Origin of the sequence: Streptomyces sp. NPDC001068, from assembly GCF_042897315.1 — a bacterium.
GTDB lineage: Bacteria > Actinomycetota > Actinomycetes > Streptomycetales > Streptomycetaceae > Streptomyces.
In genome coordinates this window covers 305,537-331,130 of the sequence record NZ_JBIAYD010000007.1, presented here as the reverse complement: position 1 = coordinate 331,130, position 25,594 = coordinate 305,537, and the positions used below count along the sequence as shown (strand labels likewise).

The 25,594-nt window shown below is 72.7% G+C and carries 24 protein-coding genes and 6 tRNA genes; 9 read left to right on the top strand and 21 right to left on the bottom strand.

All coding sequences use genetic code 11. The features are described 5' to 3' along the window. Positions 1–12: 12 nt before the first annotated feature. The 3 genes from ACFY3I_RS21745 to ACFY3I_RS21735 all read right to left on the bottom strand — a co-directional run bounded on the left by ACFY3I_RS21745 (position 13) and on the right by ACFY3I_RS21735 (position 1,702). Positions 13–459, bottom strand: coding sequence for an SRPBCC family protein (locus ACFY3I_RS21745; RefSeq protein ID WP_365293309.1), 447 nt, complete (start codon positions 457–459; stop codon positions 13–15). Positions 460–1,090: 631 nt separating this feature from the next. Beyond that, positions 1,091–1,162: transfer RNA gene (locus ACFY3I_RS21740), tRNA-Val, on the bottom strand. 75 nt (positions 1,163–1,237) lie between these two features. After that, positions 1,238–1,702: a TIGR02611 family protein gene (locus ACFY3I_RS21735; protein ID WP_390862025.1), complete on the bottom strand. Its 465-nt coding sequence runs from the start codon at positions 1,700–1,702 to the stop codon at positions 1,238–1,240. Between the two features lie 191 nt (positions 1,703–1,893). On the opposite strand from ACFY3I_RS21735, the gene ACFY3I_RS21730 reads away from it, so the two are divergent. Continuing rightward, complete coding sequence (locus ACFY3I_RS21730) at positions 1,894–2,307, top strand: SsgA family sporulation/cell division regulator (protein WP_004002642.1); 414 nt, start codon at positions 1,894–1,896, stop codon at positions 2,305–2,307. A 271-nt stretch (positions 2,308–2,578) separates the two neighbouring features. Beyond that, positions 2,579–3,139, top strand: a complete 561-nt coding sequence (locus ACFY3I_RS21725) for a CGNR zinc finger domain-containing protein (RefSeq protein ID WP_390862024.1) — start codon at positions 2,579–2,581, stop codon at positions 3,137–3,139. A 121-nt stretch (positions 3,140–3,260) separates the two neighbouring features. Here the strand turns inward: ACFY3I_RS21725 and ACFY3I_RS21720 are convergent, their stop codons facing one another. Next, positions 3,261–3,413, bottom strand: a complete 153-nt coding sequence (locus ACFY3I_RS21720) for a hypothetical protein (protein ID WP_365293315.1) — start codon at positions 3,411–3,413, stop codon at positions 3,261–3,263. A gap of 252 nt (positions 3,414–3,665) precedes the next feature. Beyond that, on the bottom strand, positions 3,666–4,112 hold the full coding sequence (locus tag ACFY3I_RS21715; RefSeq protein WP_390862023.1) for a hypothetical protein: 447 nt from the start codon (positions 4,110–4,112) through the stop codon (positions 3,666–3,668). 236 nt (positions 4,113–4,348) lie between these two features. On the opposite strand from ACFY3I_RS21715, the gene ACFY3I_RS21710 reads away from it, so the two are divergent. Then, positions 4,349–4,867, top strand: coding sequence for a DsbA family protein (locus tag ACFY3I_RS21710; RefSeq protein ID WP_390862022.1), 519 nt, complete (start codon positions 4,349–4,351; stop codon positions 4,865–4,867). 150 nt (positions 4,868–5,017) lie between these two features. Here ACFY3I_RS21710 and ACFY3I_RS21705 read toward each other — a convergent pair whose 3' ends face one another. The 3 genes from ACFY3I_RS21705 to ACFY3I_RS21695 form a co-directional block, all read right to left on the bottom strand. Beyond that, a complete protein-coding gene (locus ACFY3I_RS21705) occupies positions 5,018–5,842 on the bottom strand; it encodes a GNAT family N-acetyltransferase (RefSeq protein WP_390862021.1) in 825 nt (274 codons plus the stop codon). 76 nt (positions 5,843–5,918) lie between these two features. Then, positions 5,919–6,740 carry an aminodeoxychorismate lyase gene (locus tag ACFY3I_RS21700; RefSeq protein WP_365293319.1) on the bottom strand — a complete coding sequence of 274 codons (822 nt, stop codon included), beginning with the start codon at positions 6,738–6,740 and terminating at the stop codon, positions 5,919–5,921. Continuing rightward, positions 6,737–7,780 (bottom strand): chorismate-binding protein, encoded by a 1,044-nt coding sequence (locus ACFY3I_RS21695; protein ID WP_390862020.1) that lies wholly within the window; start codon positions 7,778–7,780, stop codon positions 6,737–6,739. Before ACFY3I_RS21695 ends, ACFY3I_RS21700 begins: the two co-directional genes overlap by 4 nt. 178 nt (positions 7,781–7,958) lie before the next feature. Between ACFY3I_RS21695 and ACFY3I_RS21690 the strand changes: the two genes are divergently transcribed. The 5 genes from ACFY3I_RS21690 (at position 7,959) to ACFY3I_RS21670 (ending at position 8,428) form a co-directional block, all read left to right on the top strand. Continuing rightward, positions 7,959–8,031: transfer RNA gene (locus ACFY3I_RS21690), tRNA-Gly, on the top strand. Between the two features lie 38 nt (positions 8,032–8,069). After that, positions 8,070–8,143, top strand: a tRNA-Cys gene (locus ACFY3I_RS21685). Between the two features lies 1 nt (position 8,144). Further along, positions 8,145–8,216 (top strand) — tRNA-Val (locus ACFY3I_RS21680). A gap of 34 nt (positions 8,217–8,250) precedes the next feature. After that, positions 8,251–8,322 (top strand) — tRNA-Val (locus ACFY3I_RS21675). Between the two features lie 34 nt (positions 8,323–8,356). Further along, positions 8,357–8,428: transfer RNA gene (locus ACFY3I_RS21670), tRNA-Val, on the top strand. Positions 8,429–8,524: 96 nt separating this feature from the next. Here the strand turns inward: ACFY3I_RS21670 and ACFY3I_RS21665 are convergent. The 4 genes from ACFY3I_RS21665 to ACFY3I_RS21650 form a co-directional block, all read right to left on the bottom strand. Further along, the gene (locus ACFY3I_RS21665; protein WP_390862019.1) at positions 8,525–8,827 is read right to left on the bottom strand and encodes a zf-TFIIB domain-containing protein; all 303 of its coding nucleotides are present in this window, start codon (positions 8,825–8,827) and stop codon (positions 8,525–8,527) included. Between the two features lie 143 nt (positions 8,828–8,970). Beyond that, entirely contained in the window at positions 8,971–9,897 is a 927-nt protein-coding gene (locus ACFY3I_RS21660; protein ID WP_390862018.1) for a phosphotransferase family protein, read from the bottom strand. Between the two features lie 616 nt (positions 9,898–10,513). Then, the gene (locus ACFY3I_RS21655; RefSeq protein WP_046726640.1) at positions 10,514–10,690 is read right to left on the bottom strand and encodes a hypothetical protein; all 177 of its coding nucleotides are present in this window, start codon (positions 10,688–10,690) and stop codon (positions 10,514–10,516) included. A 208-nt stretch (positions 10,691–10,898) separates the two neighbouring features. Beyond that, positions 10,899–11,174: a hypothetical protein gene (locus ACFY3I_RS21650; protein WP_365293328.1), complete on the bottom strand. Its 276-nt coding sequence runs from the start codon at positions 11,172–11,174 to the stop codon at positions 10,899–10,901. Between the two features lie 196 nt (positions 11,175–11,370). Between ACFY3I_RS21650 and ACFY3I_RS21645 the strand changes: the two genes are divergently transcribed. Continuing rightward, positions 11,371–12,693: a protein kinase gene (locus tag ACFY3I_RS21645; protein ID WP_365293404.1), complete on the top strand. Its 1,323-nt coding sequence runs from the start codon at positions 11,371–11,373 to the stop codon at positions 12,691–12,693. A 6-nt stretch (positions 12,694–12,699) separates the two neighbouring features. Here ACFY3I_RS21645 and ACFY3I_RS21640 read toward each other — a convergent pair whose 3' ends face one another. The 9 genes from ACFY3I_RS21640 to ACFY3I_RS21600 form a co-directional block, all read right to left on the bottom strand. After that, positions 12,700–13,518, bottom strand: a complete 819-nt coding sequence (locus tag ACFY3I_RS21640; protein ID WP_365293329.1) for an RNA methyltransferase — start codon at positions 13,516–13,518, stop codon at positions 12,700–12,702. Between the two features lie 64 nt (positions 13,519–13,582). Further along, positions 13,583–14,830 carry a uroporphyrinogen-III C-methyltransferase gene (gene cobA / locus ACFY3I_RS21635; protein WP_390862017.1) on the bottom strand — a complete coding sequence of 416 codons (1,248 nt, stop codon included), beginning with the start codon at positions 14,828–14,830 and terminating at the stop codon, positions 13,583–13,585. Between the two features lie 676 nt (positions 14,831–15,506). After that, positions 15,507–19,283, bottom strand: a complete 3,777-nt coding sequence (gene cobT, locus ACFY3I_RS21630) for a nicotinate-nucleotide--dimethylbenzimidazole phosphoribosyltransferase (RefSeq protein ID WP_390862016.1) — start codon at positions 19,281–19,283, stop codon at positions 15,507–15,509. Between the two features lie 393 nt (positions 19,284–19,676). Then, positions 19,677–20,906, bottom strand: coding sequence for a precorrin-6y C5,15-methyltransferase (decarboxylating) subunit CbiE (cbiE, locus tag ACFY3I_RS21625; protein WP_390862015.1), 1,230 nt, complete (start codon positions 20,904–20,906; stop codon positions 19,677–19,679). A gap of 113 nt (positions 20,907–21,019) precedes the next feature. Beyond that, complete coding sequence (locus tag ACFY3I_RS21620; protein ID WP_390862014.1) at positions 21,020–21,649, bottom strand: GNAT family N-acetyltransferase; 630 nt, start codon at positions 21,647–21,649, stop codon at positions 21,020–21,022. Between the two features lie 234 nt (positions 21,650–21,883). Further along, positions 21,884–22,714: a MetQ/NlpA family ABC transporter substrate-binding protein gene (locus ACFY3I_RS21615; RefSeq protein ID WP_390862013.1), complete on the bottom strand. Its 831-nt coding sequence runs from the start codon at positions 22,712–22,714 to the stop codon at positions 21,884–21,886. Positions 22,715–22,801: 87 nt separating this feature from the next. Further along, positions 22,802–23,527, bottom strand: coding sequence for a methionine ABC transporter permease (locus ACFY3I_RS21610; RefSeq protein WP_390862012.1), 726 nt, complete (start codon positions 23,525–23,527; stop codon positions 22,802–22,804). Beyond that, the gene (locus tag ACFY3I_RS21605; protein WP_390862011.1) at positions 23,524–24,567 is read right to left on the bottom strand and encodes a methionine ABC transporter ATP-binding protein; all 1,044 of its coding nucleotides are present in this window, start codon (positions 24,565–24,567) and stop codon (positions 23,524–23,526) included. The genes ACFY3I_RS21610 and ACFY3I_RS21605 overlap by 4 nt, the downstream gene beginning before the upstream one ends. A 316-nt stretch (positions 24,568–24,883) precedes the next feature. Continuing rightward, the gene (locus ACFY3I_RS21600; RefSeq protein ID WP_365293346.1) at positions 24,884–25,531 is read right to left on the bottom strand and encodes an HAD family hydrolase; all 648 of its coding nucleotides are present in this window, start codon (positions 25,529–25,531) and stop codon (positions 24,884–24,886) included. Between the last annotated feature and the right edge of the window lie 63 nt (positions 25,532–25,594).

Here is a 25,594-nt window from a genome sequence, read left to right as displayed (position 1 = left end):
GGCGGGTTTCGTTCAAACCGCTTGCAGGTGCCTGCACAGTCCGCGCCGTCCCGACCACATCATCAGCCGGTGGTTGGCGCGGAAGAACGGCCGTCCGGGGACCGCCAGTCGGCGCAGCAGGGGCTTGTCGACGTCGACGACCTGGTCGTAGCGGGCCAGGGTGCCGGTGCCGTCGGCGGTGACCGTCCAGCGCGCCCAGCCCTCGATGTCGCCGCTCATCGCGATCTCCAGCACCCCGGCGGCCGGATCGCGCCGGACCTCGCGCGCGGTGAACGTGATGCCGTACGGCAGCACCGAGCGGATGGTGAGGAGGCCGGTGGTGTCACTGAGCCGGCTGACCCTGCGCACCTGCGGCCACCAGCACGGGTACTCCTCGACCCGTTCCAGGGCCTCGTAGACGGCCGCGCCTTCGAAGGGCAGCGGCCACAGGCTGCGGAAGCGGTAGTGGGTCCATTCCATGGGCGCAGTCTGCCCACCGGGCCCGTCCGAGTACGCGTGCCCGTGCCCGCCCGGAGGTGATCCGGGCTCAGATCGGCTGCCCCGACCCGGGACTTGCGGTCGAGGGGAATTCCTCGCTTGTCGTACTTCCGAAGAAAGGTGACGGCCTTTTGGAAATCAGCCCGGGGATTTCCGTCGACGGCCCGGGTCCGGAACTTCTCCCAGAACGATTGATATGTCTGGAAGTCGGTCTTGACCTCGATCTTGGATACTTCTTCCCGAAGGCTTCGACGGTCTCGTCGATCTTCGCGGCACGTCTCTCCGCATCCCGCCACGAGTAACGGATCGTCACCGTCCGGCACCCGGGGGCCGCCCCCGCCGCGGGGATCCAGCGACTCGGCACTCCGAATGAATCGTTCCAGACGAGTGATCGCCTACGAGGGCGGCGACGGAGACCTCCGACCATCCGGCGACCTCGCGCCTCCGATCCGGAACCGGCGCACGGAGTGCCGGTGTCGGGAACCCGGTGATCCCACACGATTGCCGCCGCCGTACGGGTGACACCCCAGGCACCCCGTCGGCCGCGCCCGCCGCAACCCCCGGGAACGACCGCGGCCCACCTGCTGTCTCGCAGGTGGGCCGTGGTTCCGGGTGGGCGATACTGGGTTCGAACCAGTGACCTCTTCGGTGTGAACGAAGCGCTCTCCCACTGAGCTAATCGCCCGGACGCAGGAAGAACATTACCCCATGTCAGGGGGTGCTCCCGACCAGTCGCCGGGGGTCGCCGCCGCGGGCCGGATCACTCCTCGATCTTCCAGGGCATCACCGTGCCGAACTTGGACAAGTACACCCCGGCCAGGCCGGCCACGATCGCCAGGCCGACGACGGTCAGCGCGATGTTGCGACGGCGCACCTTGGGATCGAGTGCCTTCTGGGCGGCCTCCGTGACCTTGCGTTTCGTCCAGCGGAGCACCAGCTGGGCCCAGACGAACTCGGTCGCCCAGATCGCCATGCCGCCGAAGATGATCACCCAGCCCGGCCCCGGCAGCGGCAGCAGGACCACGCCCACGACCACCACCGCCAGACCGAGCGTGAAGACCCCGACCTGCCAGCTCAGGTGCAGCACCCTGCGTGCCCTGACGAATTCGGGTGCCCGCGATCCCAGTCCCCGCTCGTCGCGCGCCCCGTCCGGCTCCGTCCCGTCCACCTCGCTCCCGTCCGAGGCCATGGCGACCTCGCCCGGTTCGTTACTCCCCGTATTCATACGACCAAACCCTACCCGAGCGATTCCGGTCACCGGAATGGTCGTAGATCGCGCCGATGTTCTCGGCCGGAAGAGTTACGTAAACACACGCAAAACACTCAGAGGGGTTTACAACGGCACCGTAGGTGGCATGTCGATTTCGCCGACGTGCGAATCCCCGAGCGCACACTGAGCGAAAGGCCCTGGCGCTTATGAACACCACGGTCAGCTGCGAGCTGCACCTGCGCCTCGTTGTGTCGAGCGAGTCATCCCTGCCTGTCCCCGCAGGCCTGCGGTACGACACGGCCGACCCCTACGCCGTGCACGCCACCTTCCACACCGGAGCCGAGGAGACCGTCGAGTGGGTGTTCGCCCGCGACCTCCTCGCCGAGGGGCTGCATCGCCCCACCGGCACCGGCGACGTCCGCGTCTGGCCGTCCCGCAGCCACGGTCAGGGCGTCGTGTGCATCGCCCTGAGCTCTCCGGAGGGCGAAGCCCTGCTCGAAGCCCCGGCGCGGGCTCTGGAGTCCTTCCTGAAGCGCACTGACGCCGCCGTGCCGCCCGGCACGGAACACCGGCACTTCGATCTCGACCAGGAGCTCTCGCACATTCTGGCGGAGAGCTAGGGCGACGCCCCTCCAAGCCGCCCGGCGCCGTCCACTCGGGGAGACGGCTCGGGCCTAGATAACCGCATACGGCAGCACCGGCGCCGCCACCGTGTTGGGTCACGGGGCGGCACCGGTGTGTCCGCGTGCCCTGAGGGAACCGCCGCCGGGTGGCGCGCGTTCTAACGGGCAGCGACGAGTGGGGCAGAGCACGGTGCGGTGGAGCCGTATGTCGCTACGATCGGCCACCATCGGCGGGCGCCCGCCCGACCAAGAGGCCAGGGAGCGAAACGTGCTGATCACCCACGACACCCGGTGTTCCCTAGACGTCGTGGTGGACCTGGTGAACACCGCGCCGGAGGACGACACGGCGCAGGACGGCCTGCCCGATGTCGCGGCCCTCAAGGATTTCGTACGAAACCACGACATGAGCGACGTGGGGGTGCTCTCGGAGTTCGACCTGTCGGCGGTGCGCAGGGTCCGCGGACGGTTCGCGGGCATCTTCGCGGCCCAGGACGCCCGGGTCGCCGCCGGGATGATCAACGAACTGGTCGCGGCCGCGGGCACCACGCCCCAGCTCACGGACCACGACGGCTACGACTGGCACGTGCACTATTTCGCGCCAGGGGCCTCGGTGGCCGACCACCTCGCCGCCGACTGCGGGATGGCGCTCGCGTTCTTCGTCGTCGCCGGGGAGCAGGAGCGGCTGCGGCGCTGCGAGGCCCCGGACTGCCGGCGCGCCTTCGTGGACCTCTCCCGCAACCGCTCGCGCCGCTACTGCGACAGCCGGACCTGCGGGAACCGCCTGCATGTCGCCGCCTACCGGGCACGCCGCAAGGAGTCGGCGAGCTGAGCCGAGGCCGGAGGGGAGGCCGGGAGGGGCGGGATCGCCGCGCGGCCTTGCGGTCCGACGGCGGGGTGGACCGATGCCGACGCCTGTCCCGGCGGGTGGCGCCGGGACGGGCGGGTACGGCTCACAGCCACAGCAGGTCGTGCAGCGCAGCCATGAGAATCAGACACCCGATCACCGCAAGGAAGATCATCAGCGGTGGCTGGGAAAGGGCGAAGAGGCACCCGCGCGGCTCGTCCTTGGGCGGCGCGGCCTCGCTCTGTTTCGTGTCCAGCATCTCGCGGCGATGATGACCCAGCGGACACCCTCTACGCGATCAACACGCCCGGAATGGGCTGGAGTTCGCTGAATTCCGTGATGTCCGGTCCGCTTGCGTCCGCCTGGTGAACGCTTCCATGCATACGGTAGACAGAGTGTGTCGTTTCAATGCCTCATGCGACAGTCGTACACATTCGCCGACAATCCGCCCGCCGAACCACCCGGCCGGTCGCCGAGTCGGCTGCCCGGGCGGCATCGGATCGGCGTCGGGTCATATTCCGTGCTTTTTGAGGATGGCCTCGATGTCGCTGAAGTCCTCACCCGAGCCGGTGCCGCGGGAGGGCGCCGGCCGCCCGGCCGCCGGGCGGGCGGCGGAACCCAGCGACGGAGCCGAGGCGGTGGGGGCGACAACGTCCCGCCGCTCACCCCGGGCGGCCGCCCTGCGGTCGGCACGGGTGGAGCCGCGCCGGCGCTCCACGGCGCGCGTGGCGGCGAACAGGGCCCAGGCCGCGCCGAGCACGCCGAAGCCCGCCCAGGCGGTGGGGCTGAACGCCGTGTCGGCGAGCCAGCCGACCACCCCCGTCATGACCAGGCCGACCGGCACGAGGGAGTAGGCGGCGATACGAGCCGCCGCCAGGAATCGCTTGCGGTAGGCGGTCACCACGGCGATGCCCAGGCCGGCCGCGGACGCGGCGGAGCAGACTGTCTCGGCGATCATCCGGTCCTCCTGGCGGCTCGGGCGGGCGGGGCGACGGGCACACGCTGCGTCGCGCCCTCTCCATCGTGCACCGCCCGGCCCCCGCGATCCATGCCCGCGCCCCACAATCAGGGACGTCTCGGGGTCCTCTCCGGGTCGTCTCCACCCCAGGTACGAGCGGCGGTCACACCCGGCCACCGGCCGCCGCCCACCGTCACGATTGGGTCGACGGAGTCCGGCCTGTAAGACTGGTCGCCATGAACGACTCCCCCGCGCACGCCGACGCCCCGGTCCTCGACGTCTGGTGCGAACTCCAGTGTCCCGACTGCCGCACCGCCCTGGACGACCTCCGCGCCCTGCGTGCCCGGTACGGCGACCGGCTGGAGCTGCGGCTGCGGCACTTCCCGCTGGAGAAGCACAAGCACGCCTTCGCCGCCGCGCAGGCCGCCGAGGAGGCCGCGGAGCAGGGCAGGGGCTGGGAGTACGTCGAGGCGGTGCTCGGCCGGGTCGAGGAGCTGGACCGCCGGGGCGAGCCGTTCCTGGTCGAGGTGGCCCGTGAACTGGGCCTGGACGCCGAGGAGTTCGACACCGCGCTGGTCGACGGACGGCACATCCTCATCGTCGACGCCGACCAGGCCGAGGGGCAGGCCATCGGCGTGACCGGCACCCCGACCTACGTCATCGGCGGTGAACGCCTCGACGGCGGCAAGAGCCAGGAGGGCCTGCGCGAACGGGTGTCGGAGATCGCCGACCGGTTGTTGGCCGGCCGGGACTGACCCGCGGGCGGGACGCGCCGCCGGGCCGGCACGGCTCCGGAGCGGGCTCCCGTATCGGAGCGGGTCCAGGGGGCTCCCGTATCGGCGCGGTTCGGCGGACTCGTACCGGAGCGGGTTCGGCGGCCTCTCGTACCGGAGCGGGTTCCGGTATCAGAGCAGGTTCTTGTACAGGTGACGGGTGATCGTCCGGTAGCCGAGTGACTCGTAGAGCCGCTCGGCGGGGGTGTTGCCCGCGAAGACGTTCAACAGGATGGCCCGCCGGCCGGCCGCGATGGCCCGCGCCTCCGCGAGGAGCATCAGGGTGCGGCCGTGCCCCCTGCCCCGGTGGGCCGGGTCGGACTCGACCTTGTACACGAACGCCTCGCCCTCCCGGACGCCCGTCCAGAGCGTGCCGACCGCGGTCCCCTCGTGCTCCAGGACGCCGAGTTCCATCCCCGGCGTTGCCGGGCCGTCGGGCAGTGCGGCGGCGGCGTCCCGCAGGGCCTTGGCCCTGGCCGCCGCCTCGGGCATCCCGCGCTCGGTCCAGCTTCGCGCGTAGTCCTCCTGGTGCGCTTCCCGCCAGGGGCCGAACTCCGCCGCGGTCATCGGCCGCCCACGGCTCCCCGCGGGCAGCTCGGGCGGGGTGTCACCGAGCGGCTTCCGCAGGTGGCGGTTGCGCAGGACGTACCCGAGGGCGGTCGCCGTCCTCAGCGCCACCTCCGCCTCCGCCGGCACCGACACCTCGATCCGCGTGCACCCCCAGCCGCGCAGCACCTCCTCGGCGGCGAGCGCGGCGACCGTGCCCCGGCCCCGTCGGCGGTCCGGTTCCTCGATGCGCAGGTCCAGGATCCGGCCCACCGGGTCCCCGGGGTCGGGGCTCGTGCCGAGGTGCACCGCCCCGACGGGACGGCTGTTCACGCACACCTGGTAGCGGCGGGACGCAGCCCCGTCGGCATCGCGCTGGAGCGGCTCGGTCGGCCGCAGGGTGGTGGTCATCAGAGGTGTTCTACCCGCCGCGGACGCGCTCGTCAGCCCATTTACGGCGGACTCCCGCGGACCTCACGGCGGACTCCTACGGGTCGAGGTCCTGCCCGGACCGCTCGTCGAAGATCCGCATCGCCTTGGCGGTCACCGGGCCGGGGGCGCCCGGGAGTTCGCGGTCGTCGACCCGGTGCACGGCCTGGACGTCGCGCAGGGTGGAGGTGAGGAAGACCTCGTCGGCCCGCTCCAGGACGTCCAGGGGCAGGTCGCTCTCCTTGGCGTCGGTCCACTCGACGGTCAGCGCGCGGGTGATGCCGGCCAGGCAGCCGGAGGTGACCGGCGGGGTGTGGATCTCACCGTCGAGGACGACGAAGACGTTGGAGCCGGTGCCCTCGCAGAGCTGTCCCACGGTGTTGGCGAACAGCGCCTCGGACGCTCCGTGTCGGTGGGCTCGGGCCAGGGCCACCACGTTCTCGGCGTACGAGGTGGTCTTCAGTCCGGTGAGCGCGCCGCGCTCGTTGCGCGTCCAGGGGACCGTGACGACGGCGGTGGTGTCGGGCCGGCGGGCGGTCTCCCCCAGGGCGACCACGAGGGTGGGGCCCCGGTCACCGCGGTCGGAGCCGAGCGGGCCGTGGCCGCCGGTGTAGGTGATGCGCAGCCGGCCCAGCGGCACCGGGTTGGCCGCGAGCACCGCGGCGCACGCCCGGCGCACCTCGTCGTGGTCCGGGTCGGGCAGGCCGAGGCCCCGGGCCGAGCGGGTCAGCCGGTCGAGGTGCCGGGTGAGCGCGAAGAGCCGCCCCTCGGTCGCCTTCACCGTCTCGAAGATGCCGTCCCCCACGGTCAGCCCGTGGTCGAACACGGAGACGCGCGCGGCCTCCGTGTCCTGCAGTCCGCCGTCCAGCCAGATCTTCACCGCGGCTCCCCTTCGTTCACGTCGTACGTACCCGACGCTACCGCGAGCAGCCGGGCGGCCTTGAGCTCGGTCTCCCGCCATTCGCCCTCGGGGTCGGACCCCCAGGTGATCCCGGCCCCGGTGCCGAACCGCAGCTCGCCCGCGTCCCGGTCGATCCAGAAGGTCCGGATGCCGACGGCCAGCTCGCCGACGCCCCGGTCCGCGTCGACCCAGCCGATGCCGCCGCAGTACGGACCGCGCGGCGCGGTCTCGAGGTCCTCGATGATCCGCAGGGCGCTCGACTTCGGCGCGCCGGTGACGGATCCGGGCGGGAAGGCCGCGGCCAGCAGTTCGGCCCAGCCGGCCGACGGGGACAGCTCGCCCCGGACCGTGGAGACGAGATGGACCAGCCCGGGATGCTTCTCCACCACGCACAGGTCGGGGACGGTCACGGTGCCCGGAGCGCAGACCCGGCCGATGTCGTTGCGGACCAGGTCGACGATCATCACGTTCTCGGCGTGGTCCTTCTCCAGCAGGTCCGCCTCGGTGCGGCCGGTGCCCTTGATGGGCCCGCTCTCCACGGTCCGTCCGGTCCGGCGCAGGAACAGCTCGGGCGAGGCGGTGGCTATCTGCACGCCGTGCTCCGGCAGCCGAATCGTTCCGGCATACGGGGCCGGGTTGCCGCGGGCCAGCAGCGCGGTCAGGGCGTCGACGTCGGCGTCCGGGGCGACCGGCGCGGACAGCACGCGGCACAGGTTGGCCTGGTAGACCTCGCCGGCCGCGATGTGCGCACGGATCCGCCGCACGGCCCTCGTGTACGCGGCGTGGTCGAGGGACGACGCCCAGTCCCCGGTGGCCGGCCCCCGCCAGCGGCCCGGTACCGGGGCGGGCACCGGCGCCTCCCGTACGGCGTCGAACCGGGCGCAGGTCAACCGGCCCTCGAAGTCGGCGCAGACGGCCCAGAAGCCGGTGGAGTCGAGGGCCGCGGGGTCGCTGGTGACGTCGAGGAGTCCGGTGGCGAGCCGGGTGCCGAAGCGGGCGAGAGGGGGGTGATGGAGCACGTCGTCGAGTCTATGGCGGGTGACCTGGGGGTGACCCGGGTGTGTCGGCGAGGGGGCCCTGACCACGCCGTCCGCCGGGGCAGGCGCAGCACGCTGCGTAAACGCGTTTTTGTGCTGGCCCGGGAATCCGCTAGAGTTCAACACGTCGCCGGGCCGCGAGAGCGGGCCGAACCGACAGGCGGACGTAGCTCAGTTGGTAGAGCGCAACCTTGCCAAGGTTGAGGTCGCGAGTTCGAGCCTCGTCGTCCGCTCGAAGGAACGAGGGGTCTTCCCGGTCCCCTACACTCCTGGTGGAGTGGCCGAGAGGCGAGGCAACGGCCTGCAAAGCCGTCTACACGGGTTCAAATCCCGTCTCCACCTCCAAGGACGATTAGCTCAGCGGGAGAGCGCTTCCCTGACACGGAAGAGGTCACTGGTTCAATCCCAGTATCGTCCACTGGATCTTGGCCGAGAGGCTTGAGATCTGTCCCGCGCGATTAGCTCAGCGGGAGAGCGCTTCCCTGACACGGAAGAGGTCACTGGTTCAATCCCAGTATCGCGCACGCAGTGCCCGTGATCTCCGGATCGCGGTCCCGAGGACGATTAGCTCAGCGGGAGAGCGCTTCCCTGACACGGAAGAGGTCACTGGTTCAATCCCAGTATCGTCCACACCATGGAGAGCCCCGACCGTTGCGACGGTTGGGGCTTCTTCGTGCGCGCCAGGGGCCGCGTGTGCGCCCGGCACAGGTGCCGGGCGCGCCGGGCTCAGCTGGAGAAGAGCATGTGGGCCCAGCTCTTGTTGTGGCCGTGGTGACCGCCGTGGTGACCGCCGTGGCCCCCGTAGTGACCGCCGTGGTGCTGCTGCGGGGCGCCCCAGGCCGGCGCGGGCGGCGCCGGGTAGGCCTGCGGGGCCGGCGGGACCGGCTTCGCCCACTGGGCCTCCATCTGGGTCAGCGCCTCCAGCTCGCCGTAGTCGAGGAAGATGCCCCGGCAGCCGCTGCACTGCTCGATCTGGACGCCGTTGCGGTTGTAGGTGTGCATCGGCGCATGACATTTCGGACACTGCATGGTCGGCTCAACTCCTCGCCGGTGAAAACTGCTTCACGTTCTCCCAGGACAGACTCCGTCCGACCCCGGTCGGTTGCACCCTACTTCGGGAAATCGAGGGCCAACCGGGCGGGGGCCGGGACCTGTCGGGCGACGATGACGTGTCATTCCGGGGCCATTCGGGCACAGGCGTCGATCAGACACCGCTCGACCTCGTCCAGGGCCCGGTCCGCCGCGATCGCCTTCGCGAGGTAGCGGGCGGCGGTCTGGACGGTGAGCGCACGGGCCGGCACGTCCAGGGCCGGCCAGGGGTCGCCGCCCTCCGGTACGGCCGGGCCGCCGGCCGCGCGGTAGGCGGTCAGGAAGCGGGTCCACTCGTCGGGCGGGAGCAGACCGCACGCGTACCAGGACGCGGGGCGGGCGAGGTCCCAGCCCGGGGCGCCGACGCCCAGGTCGTCGATGTCGATGAGCCGCCACGGACCGTCCGGCGCCGGGTGCCGGACCAGCTGGCCGAGATGGAGATCGCCGTGGACGATGGTCCGGGTACCGGGCATCGGAGCCTCGGCCCGGGCCCAGGGCGGCAGCCCCGACCAGGCGCGGAGGACCGGCGGGGCGGCGGGGTGGGCATCCGCTCCGGCGAGTGCCGCGCGGAGCCGGTCCATCGCCTGGGCCGCCTTGGCGGGGCCGCGCATCGGGGGCGTGGCGGGGGCGGGCGGCTCGCGGTGCAGCAGGGCGAGGAGGATGGCGGCGGCTTCCCAGGGGGCGGCGTCCGGGGCGTCGGGGTCCACGGGGGCGCCGTACGGCCACAGGGTGACCGGACGGCTGCCGACGAAGGCCGCGGGGGCGGGGGCGAGCGGCGGGAGGAAGACCTCGGGGAGGCGGGCGGCGATGGCCAGCCGGACGGTGAGGGCGGTGGGGTCGGTGCCGGGGGCGTGCGCCTTGGCGACGGTCTCCGCGTGCCGGAGGACCGTGGTGTCGGGTCGGTGGGCGAGGGTCGAGGTGGCGTCGGCGCCGCAGGGGCAGGGGGCGGCGTCGGGGTGGGCGGCGGCTCTGACCGCGGCGGCCAGCCGGGGTACTACGTCTGCGGTCATGGGGTCCCCCGGGAGGTGGTGCGGCTGTGCTGGGGTGAGGGTACGCGGGTGCGATGCGCCGGGGTCCACCCGCGACCGGGAGTACCGGCGTCCCGCTCGCCCGCGCTCGCGGGAGTGCCGCCACACCCTCCGGGCCGCGCCGGCTGCGCGGGAGCCCGCGGCCGTACGGGAAACTGCGGCTCTACGGAAGCCCGTGGCGGTGTGAGAGCCCGCGACTGCGCGGAAGCCTGCGGCTGTGCGGGAATCGACCCGGAAGTGAGCCCCCAGGGGCTCGGGGAACCGTGCGGTCGGACCGACCGCACCCTCCCGGGCCGCGCCGGCTGCGCGGGAGCCCGCGGCCGTACCGCCGAGCCCGCGACTGCGCGGGAATCGGCCCGGAAGTGAGCCCTCAGGGGCGCGGGGAGCCGTACGGTCGGGCCGAAGGGCCCGCGGACGACGAGGTCGCCCGGGTGCCCGCGCCGCAGGCTGGGCGCGACCGACGTGCCGGGGAAAAGCAATGCCGGCGCAGCTCCCCAGCTGCGCCGGCATTTGTGCCGTCCGCCGCACCCCCGTCCCCACGGGGTTTCATGGGTGGATGTCCCCGCCCGGACCGCTCTTCCGGGCCTGGGGTCGCCGCTCAGCGCCCCAGCATCACTCCCACGGACGACGCCTGTGTGGCCACCGTCTCCCAGCCGTCGAAGACGAGCAGGAGCAGGGCCGCCAGGGGGAGGGCCATCAGCGTCGCCACCAGCGGGTGGCGACGGCCCTGTCGGCGGGGGCGGGTGGTGTGTGTCCGCTGTGCCGTAAGAGCCATGGTCCCTCTCCTGACCGTTCAGTTGTCGTTGGCAGCGGCGGGTGTCTGACCTCGGGGGACGAGTGCTGCACCCGCCGCTTGACCTCAAATCTAGGTGCGGGCCGCCCGGGGGACGTCATGCCCTCGTACCGAATCGCGGGCCTCCGAGAGGATGAGCCATGACCTGCGCCCTACTCCCCTGGGTGGAGACAGGGTCCCGCGCCTCGTCCTAGGCCTCGGGGTCTTCCCTGAGAGGGTGCCCGGTCCCACCCGGTTTTTCCGAGCTGTCCTCGCGGGGCACCGGCTGCTCGACGAGGGCCAGGACCCGGGTCGCCATGAAACGGGCCGTACGGACAACAGTGCCGTTTCGCGTGACTTCGCTCACTTCCACCACCCCTCGTCGCACCGCTGTCTCCACCCGGCGACCCGCCCTGCTGGCCACCACCTCGTACGTACGGGTCGTGTCCCCGGCATCGACGACTATCTCCACCCGATCACCCTTCACAGTGTCAATCCCCCTTCTGTGACGGCTTGTTGGCGCAGACGGACAGTCAAAGGCGCACAATCCGCCGCCTTCCTGACCACTCCTCAAGTCTCCCACCCGGCACTGACAATCCGTCGGGCCGAGAGGGCGCGGCCTCTGCGCGCGGGCGGCCGTGGAAACGTAAGCTGTGCCACGTCACACGGACCGGGCAGCGGGGATGAACATGGCGATGATGCGCCTGAGGCGCGAGGACCCGCGCGTCGTCGGCTCGTTCAGGCTTCACCGAAGGCTCGGCGCCGGCGGCATGGGCGTGGTCTACCTGGGCTCCGACAAGAAGGGGCAGCGGGTCGCGCTGAAGGTGATCCGGCCCGACCTCGCGGAGGACCAGGAGTTCCGGTCGCGGTTCGCCCGTGAGGTCTCGGCGGCCCGGCGGATCCGGGGCGGTTGCACGGCACGCCTGGTCGCCGCGGATCTGGAGGCCGAGCGGCCGTGGTTCGCCACCCAGTACGTTCCCGGTCCCTCGCTGCACGACAGGGTCGCCGACGACGGCCCCCTGGGCGCGGCGGACGCGGCGGCGGTCGGCGCGGCCCTGTCCGAGGGGCTGGTCGCCGTCCACGAGGCCGGAGTCGTCCACCGGGATCTCAAGCCGTCCAACATCCTGCTGTCCCCGAAGGGGCCGCGGATCATCGACTTCGGCATCGCCTGGGCCACCGGTGCCTCCACGCTCACCCACGTCGGTACGGCGGTGGGCTCCCCCGGGTTCCTCGCGCCCGAGCAGGTGCGCGGGGCCGCCGTCACCCCGGCCACCGACGTGTTCTCGCTCGGGGCGACCCTCGCGTACGCGTCGACCGGTGACTCGCCCTTCGGGCACGGCAGTTCCGAGGTGATGCTCTACCGCGTGGTGCACGAGGAGCCGCAGCTCCACGGGGTACCGGACGCGCTGGCCCCGCTGGTGCGGGCCTGCCTGGCGAAGGACCCGGAGGACCGGCCGAGCACGCTGCAGCTGTCGCTCCGGCTGAAGGAGATCGCGGCGCGCGAGGCGCAGGGACTGCCCGACGTACGACCGCCGGCGCCGCGTGCCGCGGAGGCGGACCGGCCCACCGGGCGGCTCGCCGAGACCTATCCGGAGTCGCAGCGCGTCCAGCGGCGGCCACCGCACTCCTCCCCGGGCACGCCGGTGCGGGGCAACGCGCCCTCACGCGGCGGCAGCGGTCCACGGGCGAACGGCGGGGCGCCGTCCCGGCCCGGTGGCGCGCGTCCCACACCCGCCCCGCGGGGCAACGGCAGCCGGCCGGGGGGCACGAACGGGAACCGTCCCGGGTCGCGAGGTGGTTCGGGGCGCCCCGCCGCGCGTCCCACCGGCACCGGCAGGCGCCCGGCCAACCCGCGGCTGCTGCGTCAGCGGCTGTTCGTGTTCGTCGTGGTGACGCTGCTGGTCGCGCTGGGGATCGCGCTGGCCCAGGGCTGTTCCGGCCCGTCGCACGGGATGGGCGTCCCCGGTGGGACCGCACCCGCGAAGGCCGCCGCCCTCAGGGAGTGACAGGTCCTACGGCTGCGGACGGCCGGCGGTCACGGCGTAAAAGGCCACCGCCGCCGCCGCGCCGACGTTGAGGGAGTCGACGCCGTGGGACATCGGGATGCGCACCCATTCGTCGGCGGCGACCAGGGCCTGGGTGGAGAGGCCGTCCCCCTCCGCGCCGAGCATCAGGCCCACCCGGTCCATGCGGTGCGGAGCGGCCTCGTCGAGGCTGCGGGCCTTCTCGTCCGGGGTGAGGGCGAGCAGGGTGAACCCGGCCTCGCGGACCGAGTCGAGACCCTTGGGCCAGGTGTCGAGACGGGCGTAGGGCACGGAGAAGACCGCGCCCATCGAGACCTTCACGCTGCGGCGGTAGAGGGGGTCGGCGCAGTCCGGGGACAACAGCACCGCGTCCATGCCGAGGGCCGCCGCCGAGCGGAAGATCGCGCCGATGTTGGTGTGGTCGTTGACCGACTCCATGACGACGACCCGGCGTGTGGTGCGCAGCAGTTCGGCCGCCGTCGGCAACGGCTTGCGCTGCATGGAGGCGAGCGCGCCGCGGTGCACGTGGTAGCCGGTGACCCTTTCGGCGAGTTCCGGGCTGACCGCGTAGACGGGGGCGGGGAGTTCGTCGATGACATCGCGCATGACGTCGACCCACTTGGCGGACAGCAGCATCGAACGCATCTCGTAGCCCGCGTCCTTCGCCCTGCGGATCACCTTCTCGCCCTCGGCGATGAACAGGCCCTCCGCCGGTTCGCGCTTGCGGCGCAGTTCGACGTCGGTCAGGCCCGTGTAGTCACGCAGGCGCGGGTCGTCGGGATCCTCGACGGTGATGAGATCGGCCACAGGGTGATACTGCCTTGTCCTGGGTGTGGTGCCAACGGGCTGGAACGAGTTGTGTTACCCGGGGTTACGTCGTTGTCGCCCAGGCGGACGGGAGCGGGCCGACGTTCACGACCTCGCCGACGACGATGACCGCCGGCGCCTTGACGTCCTCCGCGCGGACGACCTCCGCCACCGTGGCGAGGGTCGCGTCGACCCGGCGCTGCGCCGCCGTCGTGCCCTCCTGGACGAGGGCGACCGGGGTGTCCGGGGACTTGCCGTGACCCATCAGGGTCTCGGCGATCCGCCCTATCTTGTCGACGCCCATGAGGATCACCAGGGTCCCGGTGAGCTTCGCGAGCGACGGCCAGTCGGCGAGCGAGCGCTCGTCGTCCGGCGCGACATGGCCGCTGACCACGGTGAACTCGTGCGCGACGCCCCGGTGGGTGACCGGGATACCGGCCGCGCTCGGCACCGAGATCGAACTGGAGATGCCCGGCACCACCGTGCAGGGGATGCCGGCCTCGGCGAGCGCCTGGACCTCCTCCATGCCCCGGCCGAAGACGTAGGGGTCGCCGCCCTTGAGCCGTACCACCGACCTGCCCTGCCTGGCGTGCTCGATCAGGGCGTTGTTGATCGCCTCCTGGGCCATGTAGCGCCCGTACGGGATCTTCGCGGCGTCGATCACCTCGACGTGCGGCGGGAGTTCGGCGAGCAGGTCGCGGGGGCCGAGACGGTCGGCGATCACCACGTCGGCCTCGGCGAGCAGGCGGCGGCCGCGCACCGTGATCAGGTCGGGGTCGCCGGGACCGCCGCCGACCAGGGCGACGCCCGCGGTGCGGGTGCGGTGGTGCGGGGCGACGAGGGTGCCGTCGCGCAGGCCCTCCACGACCGCGTCCCGGATGGCGGCGGTGTGGCGGGGGTCGCGGCCCCGGGCGTCGGTGGTGAGCACGGCGACGGTGACGCCCTCGCTGTGGCCGGTGGCCGGAGTCCAGGCGGTGGCCCGGTCGGCGTCGTCGGAACGGACGCACCAGACACGGTGCCGCTCCGCTTCGGCGGAGGCGGCGGTGTTGGCGGCGGGGTCGCTGGTGGCGATCAGGGCGTACCACGCGTCGGCGAGATCGCCGTCCTGGTAGGGCCGCCTGACCCAGCCGATCTCACCGGCGTCGGCCATCGCCTCGACGGAGGGGGTGGCTTCGGGGGACACGAGGGTGATGTCGGCGCCGGCCGCGATGAGCGCGGGGAGACGGCGCTGGGCGACCTGGCCGGCACCGAGGACGACCACCTTGCGGCCGGTGAGGCGAAGGCCTACGGGGTAGGCGGGGTGTTCGGCCATGACGCTGCGGCTCCCTGGTGTGGCGGCGGTTCGTTGCCCTGACGTGCAGATTTTACGGGGCGGGGGAAGGCGACGGCTCGGGTGCCCAGGGGTTGGGCGGCCCGCCGGGTGCGGATGCCCGCGGCCGCCCTCCCGCTTCCCGGCCGTCGGGGGTGTGGGTGGTGCGGTGCGAGCGGTGGTGCGGGAGGTGTGGGTCCTGCGGGCCGCGCGGTCTTCGGGTCGCCTGTCCGGCTTCCGTCGGCCGGCAGCCGGACCGGTGGAGCCCGCGACGACCGCCGGAGGGCAGGCGCCCGCGCGGACCATGACAGACCCTTCGCCGGGGCCTTCGACGGGCAGGCCGTGACGGGTCGGACCGCCGGGAGGTACCGGTCGCCCCGGACCCACCCGGCTTCCGGCCCTGCCCGCGCCGCGCCGCGTACGCCGGGTCGGCGGGGCGGCGTACTCCGGGTCGGGCGGGCCGCCGTCCGCCTCGCGGCCGGCTTCCGCCCGGCCACTCGACGCGGGTCGGTCCCGGCCCGCTCGCACGACGCGGCCCGCCGCGAACCAGGTCGGTACCCGGCCCACACCACGCGGCCCGAAGCCAACCAGGTCGGAACCCGGCCCGAAGTCCGACGCCCAGAACCGACTCGCGCCGCAGCGCACCGCACGGAGGTCCGCCCGGTGCGCGCGGCCGCGGCTACTTCTCGGTGACGCCCGCCGAGTCGAACGTGGCCACCTCGTGCATGGCCCTCGCCGTGCTCTGCACCAGCGGCAGTGCCAGGAGCGCGCCCGTGCCCTCGCCGAGGCGCAGGTCCAGGTCGACCAGGGGCCGCAGGCCCAGCTTGTTGAGGGCGGCCACGTGACCGGGCTCCGCGCTGCGGTGGCCGGCGATGCACGCGGCCAGGACCTCGGGGGCGATCGCCCGGGCCACCAGGGCGGCGGCACCGGCGCTGACGCCGTCCAGGATCACCGGGGTGCGCAGGGACGCGCCACCGAGCAACAGGCCCACCATCGCCGCGTGTTCGAAGCCGCCGATCGCCGCGAGGACGCCGATGGGGTCGGCCGGGTCCGGCTGGTGGAGGTCCAGGGCGCGGCGGACGACCTCGGTCTTGCGGGCGAGGGTCTCGTCGTTGATGCCCGTGCCGCGGCCGGTGACCTCGGCGGGGTCGGCCCCGGTGTACACGGAGATGAGCGCGGCGGACGCCGTGGTGTTGGCGATGCCCATCTCACCGGTGAGCAGGGCCTTGTTTCCGGCCGCCACCAGATCGCGGGCGGTCTCGATGCCGACCTCGATGGCCTGCTTGGCCTCCTCGCGGGTCATGGCCGCGCCGGTGGTCATGTCGGACGTGCCCGCGCGGACCTTGCGGGGCAGCAGGCCCGGCGTCGCGGGGAGTTCGGAGGCGACGCCGACGTCGACCACGCACACCTCGGCGCCCACCTGGGAGGCGAACGCGTTGCAGACCGCTCCCCCGCCGAGGAAGTTGGCCACCATCTGGGCGGTGACCTCCTGCGGCCAGGGGGTCACGCCCTGGGCGTGCACCCCGTGGTCGCCGGCGAAGATCGCGACGGCCGCGGGCTCCGGGATCGGCGGCGGGCACTGCCGGGACAGGCCGGACAGCTGGGCCGAGATGATCTCCAGCATGCCGAGCGCACCGGCGGGCTTGGTCATCCGCTTCTGCCGCTCCCAGGCCTCGCCGAGCGCCTTGGCGTCCAGCGGGCGGATCCCGGCGACGGTCTCGGCGAGCAGGTCGTGCGGGTCCTCGCCGGGCAGGGCACGACGGCCGTACGTCTCCTCGTGCACCACCCAGGACAGCGGGCGTCGCTTGGACCAGCCGGCCTGCATCAGCTCGGGCTCGTCCGGGAACTCGTCGACGTACCCCACGCACAGGTAGGCGATGACTTCGAGGTGCTCGGGCAGGCCCAGCGCGCGGACCATCTCGCGCTCGTCGAAGAAGCTGACCCAGCCGACGCCGAGGCCCTCGGCGCGGGCGGCGAGCCAGAGGTTCTCGACGGCGAGGGCCGCGGAGTACGGCGCCATCTGCGGCTGGGTGTGCCGGCCGAGGGTGTGCCGGCCGCCGCGTGTGGGGTCGGCGGTGACGACGATGTTGACCGGGGTGTCGAGGATGGCCTCGATCTTCAGTTCCTTGAACTGCTTCGCGCGGCCCTTCGGCAGGGACTTGGCGTACGCGTCGCGCTGGCGCATGGCCAGTTCGTGCATCGAGCGGCGGGTGTCCGCGGACCGGATGACCACGAAGTCCCAGGGCTGGGAGTGGCCGACGGAGGGCGCGGTGTGGGCGGCCTCCAGGACGCGCAGCAGCACCTCGTGCGGGATGGGGTCGCTGCGGAAGCCGTTGCGGATGTCGCGGCGTTCGCGCATGACCTTGAGCACGGCCTCGCGCTCGGCGTCGTCGTAGGCGGGCGCGGCCGGGCCGGTGGACTGATGTGCTTCTGCCACGGCGGCCGTGCTCTCTTCCTGGTCGGCGGCCCTGGTCTCCAGGTCCTCCGCGTGCTGTACGACGTCGAGGTGGTCCTCGGTCACCGGTCCGGGCTCGGCCTCGCGGGGCGCGGGGACCGTGGCGGCCGTCTCCGGCAGACCCTCCATCGGGTCCTGGGCGGGCAGGACCAGGGGGTGCGGCGGGGTCGGGGCGAGGTGCGGGGTGGTCGGAACCTGGCCGTCGACGGCGACGAACTCGCCGAGCGGCCGGTCCGGCGCGGCCTCCGGCGCCTCGGCCGGGAGCGGCGGCTCCTGGGCCGCCGTGGTCTCCTGCGGCCGGGCCACCGGGCTCAGGAGCGGGGTGTCCTGGGGCCGGGGTCCGGCGGGCAGCGGCTCGGCGGCGCCGAGGACGGCGGACTCCGCGTTCGGTACGACGGCCGCCGCGGGAAACTCGGCGGGCGCCTCGTCCAGGGCGGGGCGCGCGGCCTCGGGGGCGACGGCGGGCTCCATGGGCTGCGCTGTCCCGGCCACGGCTGTCCCGGCCACGGCTGAGGCGGCCTCCGGGAGGGCCTCGCCCAGGACCATGGCCGGGGCGGGCCCGGCCGGCACGGCGTCCGCCTCCGGGGCGGGCTCGGGCCGGACCGTCGGGGGCGCCGGAACCGACTCGGGCGCGACGGACTCCGCGGATGCCGCGGCCTGCTCGGGCGCGAGGGACATCACGGACGCCACGGCCTGCTCGGCCACGGCGGGGTCCATGGCCTCCGGCTCCGGCAGGGCCGGGGCCACGGGCCGCACGGGTGCGTGACGTACCGGCTCGGCCGGCTCGGGGACGGCCGCTTCGGCGACCTGGTCCGCGGCCTCCGGCACGGGTACCGCCGACGGCTCGGGCACCGCGGCACCGTGCCCGGGCAGGTGCTCCTGGCCTTCCGGGACCACCGGGGCTTCCGGGACCACCGGGACCTGCGCGGTCGGGTGAGCCGGGGAAGGGTGCGGAACGTGCACCGCGTGCGGGACCTCGGCCCCCATCGGGGCGCCCTCCGGCACCGCGCCCGGCACGGGCTCCTGGGCGCCGCCCGGCATCCCGGCGCCGTGCGGAGCCGTCGGCTCGGCCGTGGGCGAGGCGGCGCCCGCGTCGACCGGCTGGGCCGCGCTCTCGGCGCCGTAGGCGTTCTCGGGCCACGATCCGGGACCCACGGGTGCCTGCTGCCGCGGGGTGACAGCCGTACCGTCGGCGACCATCGCCACCATGGGTTCCGGCGCCATGGGCTCGTGCGCCATGGGTTCCGGCGCCATGTGTTCCTGCACCATGGGCTCGTGCGCCATGTGTTCCTGCACCATGGCCTCGTGCGCCATGGCCTCGTGTCCGACGGCCGAGGTGGCCGCGACGGCGGCGGGCGCCATGGCGGCCATCGCCTCCGGTGCCGGAACAACCGTTTCCGCAGCCTGGGCCTGTGCGGCGACCTGCGGCGCGGGCGCGGCCTGCGGCGCCGCCGTCCGCAGGACCGTCTGGGGCGTGCCCCAGGGCGCGGCGGCCTGGGGAGCGCCCTCGTGCACCGGCTGCGCGTCGAGGTACTCGGGCCCGGCCGTCGGCGGGCCGGGCTGCCGGACCACCGGTGCGCCGGCCGGGCCGCGGTCGGCGAGGGAGCGGACCGGGCTGGCGGAGGCGTCGGGGATCGGCGGACCGAGATGCAGCGGGCGGCGCGGGGCCGGGGCGGCGGTCGGGTCGTGGGGCACGGAGAGGATCGGGGACGCCGGCACCGAGTTGGGCAGCCGGACGGCGCTGAGGTCGACCGACCCGCTGTCCCGGCCGTCCGTCTCGTGCGGGCCGGGCTCGTGGACGGTCTCCACGACCGGCTCCGGGGGCGGCGGCGGCACTTCGTTCCCCCAGGCGCCCTGGGCGCCCGGGAGCAGCAGGTCTTCGTCCTCGGCGGGCGACTCGGAGAGGTAGGTGTACGCGCCGTGCGCGGGAACGCCCGGCTGTTCCACCATGCCTGCGCTCTCCGGCAGTCCCTCGCCCGGGACCTGGCCGGTGTCCGTCATGCGTACCCCTCGCCCATCGGTTAGTGCCTTCTACGACCAGCTCGCTCGGGGCGGCGCACCGACCGCCCCGCAGTGAAGAACGAGCGTGCGTGCCCAGCGGCACGAACGACCCGCCGGAAAAGGCGACAAAGCCATTCAGTGGCATTGTCCCGGCCGTTCGACCGTCACGGCAGCGTGAACCGCGACAGCCCGCTGTGGACTGCGCCACGTTGCGCGTCCCCGGTTCTGCCGTACCACACCCGCCCCAAAAGGAGCGCGTTTTCCGGATATTGACGAACGAATTTCCGGGCCACCGGTGCGGTGCAGCGATCGGCCAGCCTACCGCGCGCGATATGACAACAGGATCACGGGGCGCGCTCGGGCAGGCCCCGCCCGTCGCCCGGCCGCCGCCCCTCAGCGAGTCGCTTCGCGCACCGGCAGCGTGCCGCTGAGCAGGAACGCGACGTTCCGCTCGGTCTCCGTCCAGGCCCTGGTGTCGAGTTCGACGGACTGCAGCAGGGCGCACTCGACCTGATAACCGTGCTCGGTCAGATCGCGTCCGACGAGTTCGGCCGCGTCGCGGGTGGCGGCGTGGGTGACGATGCGCTGCGGGCGACGGTCGGCGACCGCGTTGACCACGGCCGCTCCCCCGCCCCCGACCCGGACGACGTCGGGCTCGGGCAGGTTCTCCAGTACGTGGGGGGCATCGCCGTGCACGATCTGGAACTGGACCCCGAACCGGCGGGCGGCCGCCTCGCTGCGGGCGCAGGCCGCGAGGTCCCGGTCGACGGCGATGACGGCGGCACCGGCGCGCGCCGCCTCGGTGGCGAACGCACCGCTGCCGCAGCCGATGTCCCAGACGAGGTCCCCCACCCGCGGTCCCAGCCGGGCGAGTTGGGCGGCCCTCAGCAGCTCGGTCTCCCCTTCGCCGAGCGGCGCGCCGTCGCCGTACTCCGCGTCGGGCCGAACCCAGCCGCGCGGGCCTGCCGCCGGGTCGCGGCCGGCGATCCAGCCGCCGTCGCCGGCCGGCACGGGTCCGGAGGGTCCGCCGATGACGATGACGACGTTGGGGTCGCGCCATGTGTGGTCGGCGGCCTTGTCGGAGGTGACGACGCTGACCTGCTCGCGGTCGGTGCCGAGTTCCTCGCAGATGACGAAGGTGCGGTGGACGCCTTCCATCAGCAGGCCGAGTTCGGCCGGTCCGGCGCCGGGTGAGGTGAGGACGGCGACCTTGGGGTGGGCGCGGCACACATTCACCGCGCGTCGCAGGGTACGCCGGTGTGCGACCACCACCTGTGCGTCGTCCCAGGGCATGCCGGCGCGGGCGAAGGCGGCGGCCACCGGGGACACGGCCGGCACCACTTCGACCTCCAGGCCGAACTCGGGCGCGCGCAGGGTCCGTACGACACCGAAGAAGGCGGGATCGCCGTCGGCCAGTACCACCGCGGTGCCGCGGTGGCCGGCGATGCGGCGGGCGGCGAGGGCGACGCTGCCGAGGCGGATGCGCTCGGCGGTGCGTGGCACCTCGGGCAGGTCGAGATGGTGTGCCGCACCCGCGACGAGGGTGGCGGCGCCGAGCGCGCCGCGTCCCGCTGCGGTGAGCGGCGAGCCGTCCCAGCCGATCACCGTGACCCTGTCGGCCATCGTCGTCAGTCTCCAGGGAGTTCGCGGGTCGTCAGGGTCCGGGCCCGTGGGCGGGCTCCGTGAGGGTACCTGGTGGAGCTGTCCGGCGCGCGACGGGGCAAGGCCCGTCGGCGTCAGTTCCAGGAGGTGAAGCCGCCGCTCTCGGTGAGTTCCTCACCGGCGCCTTCCAGGTCCTCCGGGAGCAGGCTCCACACGATGAAGTCGGTGCGCACGTCCGACCACGTGCCGTCGTCGGCGCGGACGTGGACTATGCAGGCGTTGCGCAGCACGCCCTCGCTGATCCCGCCGATCTTCTGGGCCACCTGCTGGGAGGCGGTGTTGTCGGCGGCGGTGCGGATCTCGATGCGTTCGAACTTCTGGTCGCCGAAGAGCCAGTGGGCGGTGGCGAGCGCGGCCTCGGAGGCATAGCCCTCGCCGCGGGCCCACGGGGCGACGATGTACGACAACTCGGTGGCGCGGATGTGCCAGTCGGTCTTGGTGAGCCGGATGACACCGACCAGGCGCTGGGTGAGGAACTCGGTGACCGCGAGGTCGAGGCCCCGCCCGTCGGCGCGTTCGGCGGGGGCGTACTCGCCGATCCAGTGCCGGGCCGCGTCCTCGGTGAACGGCTGGGGCACGTCGGTCCAGGCCGCGACCTGCTCGTCCTTCATCATCTCGGTCAGGGCGGGCACGTCGTCCTCGTCGAGGGGACGCAGCACCAACCGCTCCGTGCTGATGGAGATGTTGGGGAAGGTGCTAGTCATGCGCCACTCCGTAACCTTCGGAAATCCTTCAGGGCGTGCGAACTGCCCAGCATGCAGCATGAAACCACTGAACGGCACGACGGGGCCCACCCGCGGTGAGCGAGTGGACCCCGTGCGTGGAGATACGCCGTATACGTGCCGTCGTGAAGGTGACCGCCGGCCGTCGCGCGGACGACGGACCGGCGGACCGACAGGCCGGCGGACCGACAGGCCGGCGGAGCGGCGGAGCGGCGGTCAGAAGGACGGGATGACCGAGCCCTTGTACTTGTCCTCGATGAACTTCTTGACCTCGGGCGAGGTGAGGAGCTTGGCGAGCTTCTTCACCCGCGGGTCCTTCTCGTTGCCCTTCTTCACGGCGAGGAAGTTGCCGTAGGGGCTGTTCTTCGCGGACTCCAGGACCAGGGCGTCCTCGGCGGGCTTGATCCCGGCCGAGATGGCGTAGTTGCCGTTGATCACCGCCGCGTCCACGTCGTCCAGGGAGCGTGCGGTCTGGGCCGCCTCGACCTCCTTGAACTGCAGGTTCTTCGGGTTCTTGGTGATGTCCTGCGGGGTCGCCTCACTGCCCACGCCGTCCTTGAGGGTGATGAGCCCGTTGGCGGCCAGCAGCTTGAGGGCACGCGCCTCGTTCACCGCGTCGTTCGGGACGGCCACGGTCGCACCGCTCTTGAGCGCGTCGGCGCTCTTGACCTTGTGGGAGTACAGGCCGAGCGGCTCCAGATGCACGGTGACGACGGGCACGATGTGGGTGCCGCGCTTCTTGTTGAAGTCGTCGAGGTACGGCTGGTTCTGGAAGTAGTTGGCGTCCACCGAGCCGTCCTCGGTCGCCGTGTTCGGCACGATGTAGTCCTGGAACTCCTTGACCTCCAGGTCGAGTCCGGCCTTCTTCGCCAGGTTGTCCTTGACGTAGTCCAGGATCTCGGCGTGCGGGGTCGGGCTCGCGGCGACGACCAGCGGTCCGCTGTAGTCGGCGGAGGCGGAGTCCTTGTCCGAGCCGCAGGCGGTGAGCCCGAAGGTGAGGGCTCCGGCGGCGAGGACGGCGGTGGTGAGTTTGGCGGTGTTACGCACGAAAAGTGCCTTTCCTTAAGGGTGGAGCGACCCCGCGAGGGTGCTGCGGGGAGATCTGGGGAGAGCCGGAGGGATGCCCGGAGGCGCTCAGACGGTCTCGCCGTCGACGGTGGCGGCCTTCAGCAGCCGCAGCTTCGGCGCCGGACCGGACCGGCCGCCACGGCGGTGCAGGGCGCGGGCCGTGTAGTCGCCGCCGAACTGGATGAGCGAGATGACGACCGCGAGGATCGCGACCGTGATCCACATCAGCTGGGTCTCGAAGCGCTGGTAGCCGTAGCGGATCGCGATGTCGCCGAGACCGCCGGCGCCGACTGTGCCCGCCATGGCCGAGTAGCCGATGAGCGCGACGACCGTGGTGGTGGTGGAGGAGATCAGCGAGGGCAGCGACTCGGGCACGAGGACCTTGCGCACGACGGTCCAGGTGCTGCCGCCCATCGACTGCACGGCCTCGACGAGTCCGCCGTCAACTTCGCGGACGGCCGTCTCGACCAGGCGCGCGAAGAACGGGATGGCGCCGATGGCGAGCGGCACGATGGCGGCCTCGCGGCCGATGGTCGTCCCGGTGATCGAGCGCGTGAAGTTCATCAGCGCGACCATCAGGATGATGAACGGCATCGAGCGGGCGATGTTCACGATCTGCCCGATGACCTTGTTGGCGAGCACGTTCTGGAGGAGTCCGCCGCGGTCGGTGAGGACGAGCAGGACACCGAGCGGCAGTCCGCCGACGACGGCGATCAGCGTGGACCAGCCGACCATGTAGAGCGTGTCCCAACAGGCCTGGGACAACAGCGGCTGCATCTCGGACCAGCTCACTTGGCACCTTCCTTCACCAGCACGGGCTCCTGGCCCACCACGTCGATCTGCAGGCCCTGTTCGCGCAGGAAGCCGATGGGCACCACGTTGTCCTCGTAGCGGCCGGGCAGTTCGATGCGCATGCGGCCGATCTGGAGGCCGCCGACCGTGTCGACCGCGGCACCGAGGATCGATATGTCGATGTTGTAGGTGCGGGAGAGCTGGGAGATGACCGGCTGGGTGGCGGCCTCGCCGTGGAAGGTGACGTCCAGGACGGTGCGGTCCTCGCCGGAGGCCTCGCCGCCGACCGGGAACAGCGCGGCGGCCAGCTCGGAGCCGGGGGTGGCGAGCAGTTCGCTGACGGTCCCGGACTCGACGACGCGCCCCTTCTCCATGAGCGCGGCCGAGTCGCAGATGGACTTGACCACGTCCATCTCGTGCGTGATGAGCAGCACGGTCAGGCCGAGCTGCCGGTTCAGGTCACGCAGCAGCTGGAGGATCGAGCGCGTGGTCTCCGGGTCGAGGGCGCTGGTGGCCTCGTCGGAGAGCAGCACCTTGGGGTCGCCGGCCAGGGCGCGGGCGATGCCCACCCGCTGCTTCTGGCCGCCGGACAGCTGTGCCGGGTAGGCCTTGGCCTTGTCGGCCAGACCGACCATGTCGAGCAGCCCCAGCGCCTTGCGGGAACGTTCCTTCCCTGACGTGCCGAGGATTTCCAGCGGCAGCTCGACGTTGTCCTGGACGGTCCGCGAGGAGAGCAGGTTGAAGTGCTGGAAGACCATGCCGATACGGCTGCGCGCCTGCCGCAGCTCCCGGCCGGCCCGGGGGCCGCGCCCGGCCAGGGCGGTGAGGTCCAGGCCGTCGACCGTCACCGTGCCGGCGGTGGGGCGCTCCAGGAGGTTGACGCAGCGGATGAGCGAGGACTTGCCGGCGCCGGACTGACCGATGACGCCGTACACCTCGCCCTCGCGCACGTGCAGGTCGACGCCGTCGAGGGCGGTGACCTCGCGGCCGTGGGTGCGGTGGGACCGATAGATCTTCGTCAGGCCCGATGTGGTGATCACTGGGATTCCGTCACTGTCGAGTACGCGGGCGTGGATGTGCCCTGGTACGGGAGGAGAATGTGCGCGGGGCGGCGGGGTCACGTACGGCTCGGGGCGTACGGACAGGCCACGGCGGCTCGCTTCGGGGCGCGAGGCTCTGAGGTGGTGCGGGGGCCCTCTAGAAGGCGCACATTCGACACATACAACGAGCACCGGGCGTCATGGTCGCCTCGGTCGCAGGAGTGCGTTCGCTCGTCGTGGTCATGCGATCAGTAAACCAGACGGACGGTCCTGACAGGCCGCCGCTGTCCGCATGGTGGACAGCGGCGGACACCCGTCAACGCCGTTCGGAGATCTCCACGAAGTGGTCGGTGGCCAGTGCCGACAGGGCCGAGAGGTCCGGCACCACGAGGTCCGCGTCCAGCTCGTGCGCGGCGTGGGTTGTGGCCAACGCCACGGTGGTCATCCCGGCGGCCCGGCCGGCCCGGAGCCCGGCCGGGGCGTCCTCGAAGACCACGCAGCGGGCCGGGTCCACGCCCAGCCGTCGGGCGGCGAGCAGGTACGGCTCGGGGTCGGGCTTGCCGCGGGTGACGTCGTCGGCGGCTATCAGCGTCTTCGGCCGGATCCCGACCGCCTCCAGGCGAGCCTCGGCGAGCCGGCGGGTGGCGGAGGTGACGACCGCCCAGCGCTCGGCGGGCAGGGCGTCGAGGAGGGCCCTGGTGCCGGGAAGCAGCCGGACCCCGCCGTTGGGGACGTCCTCCACCTCCAGCTGCTCGACCCTGGCCACGCCCTCGGGGACCAGGTGCGCGGGGAGCAGGTCGGCGACGATGTCCACGGCGGTCCTGCCGTGCAGTTCGACTCGGGCGTACTCCTCGGTGACGCCGTACTCCGCCGCCCAGCGGGTCCAGCAGCGCTCCACGGAGTCGAGGGAGGAGACCAGGGTGCCGTCGTTGTCGAAGAGCAGGGCTTGTGCGTGGATCGTCATGGTCCAGACCCTACGGCGTACGGCAGGGGCGACGGCGGGGGGCCGTTTGCGCCGTAATAAGGT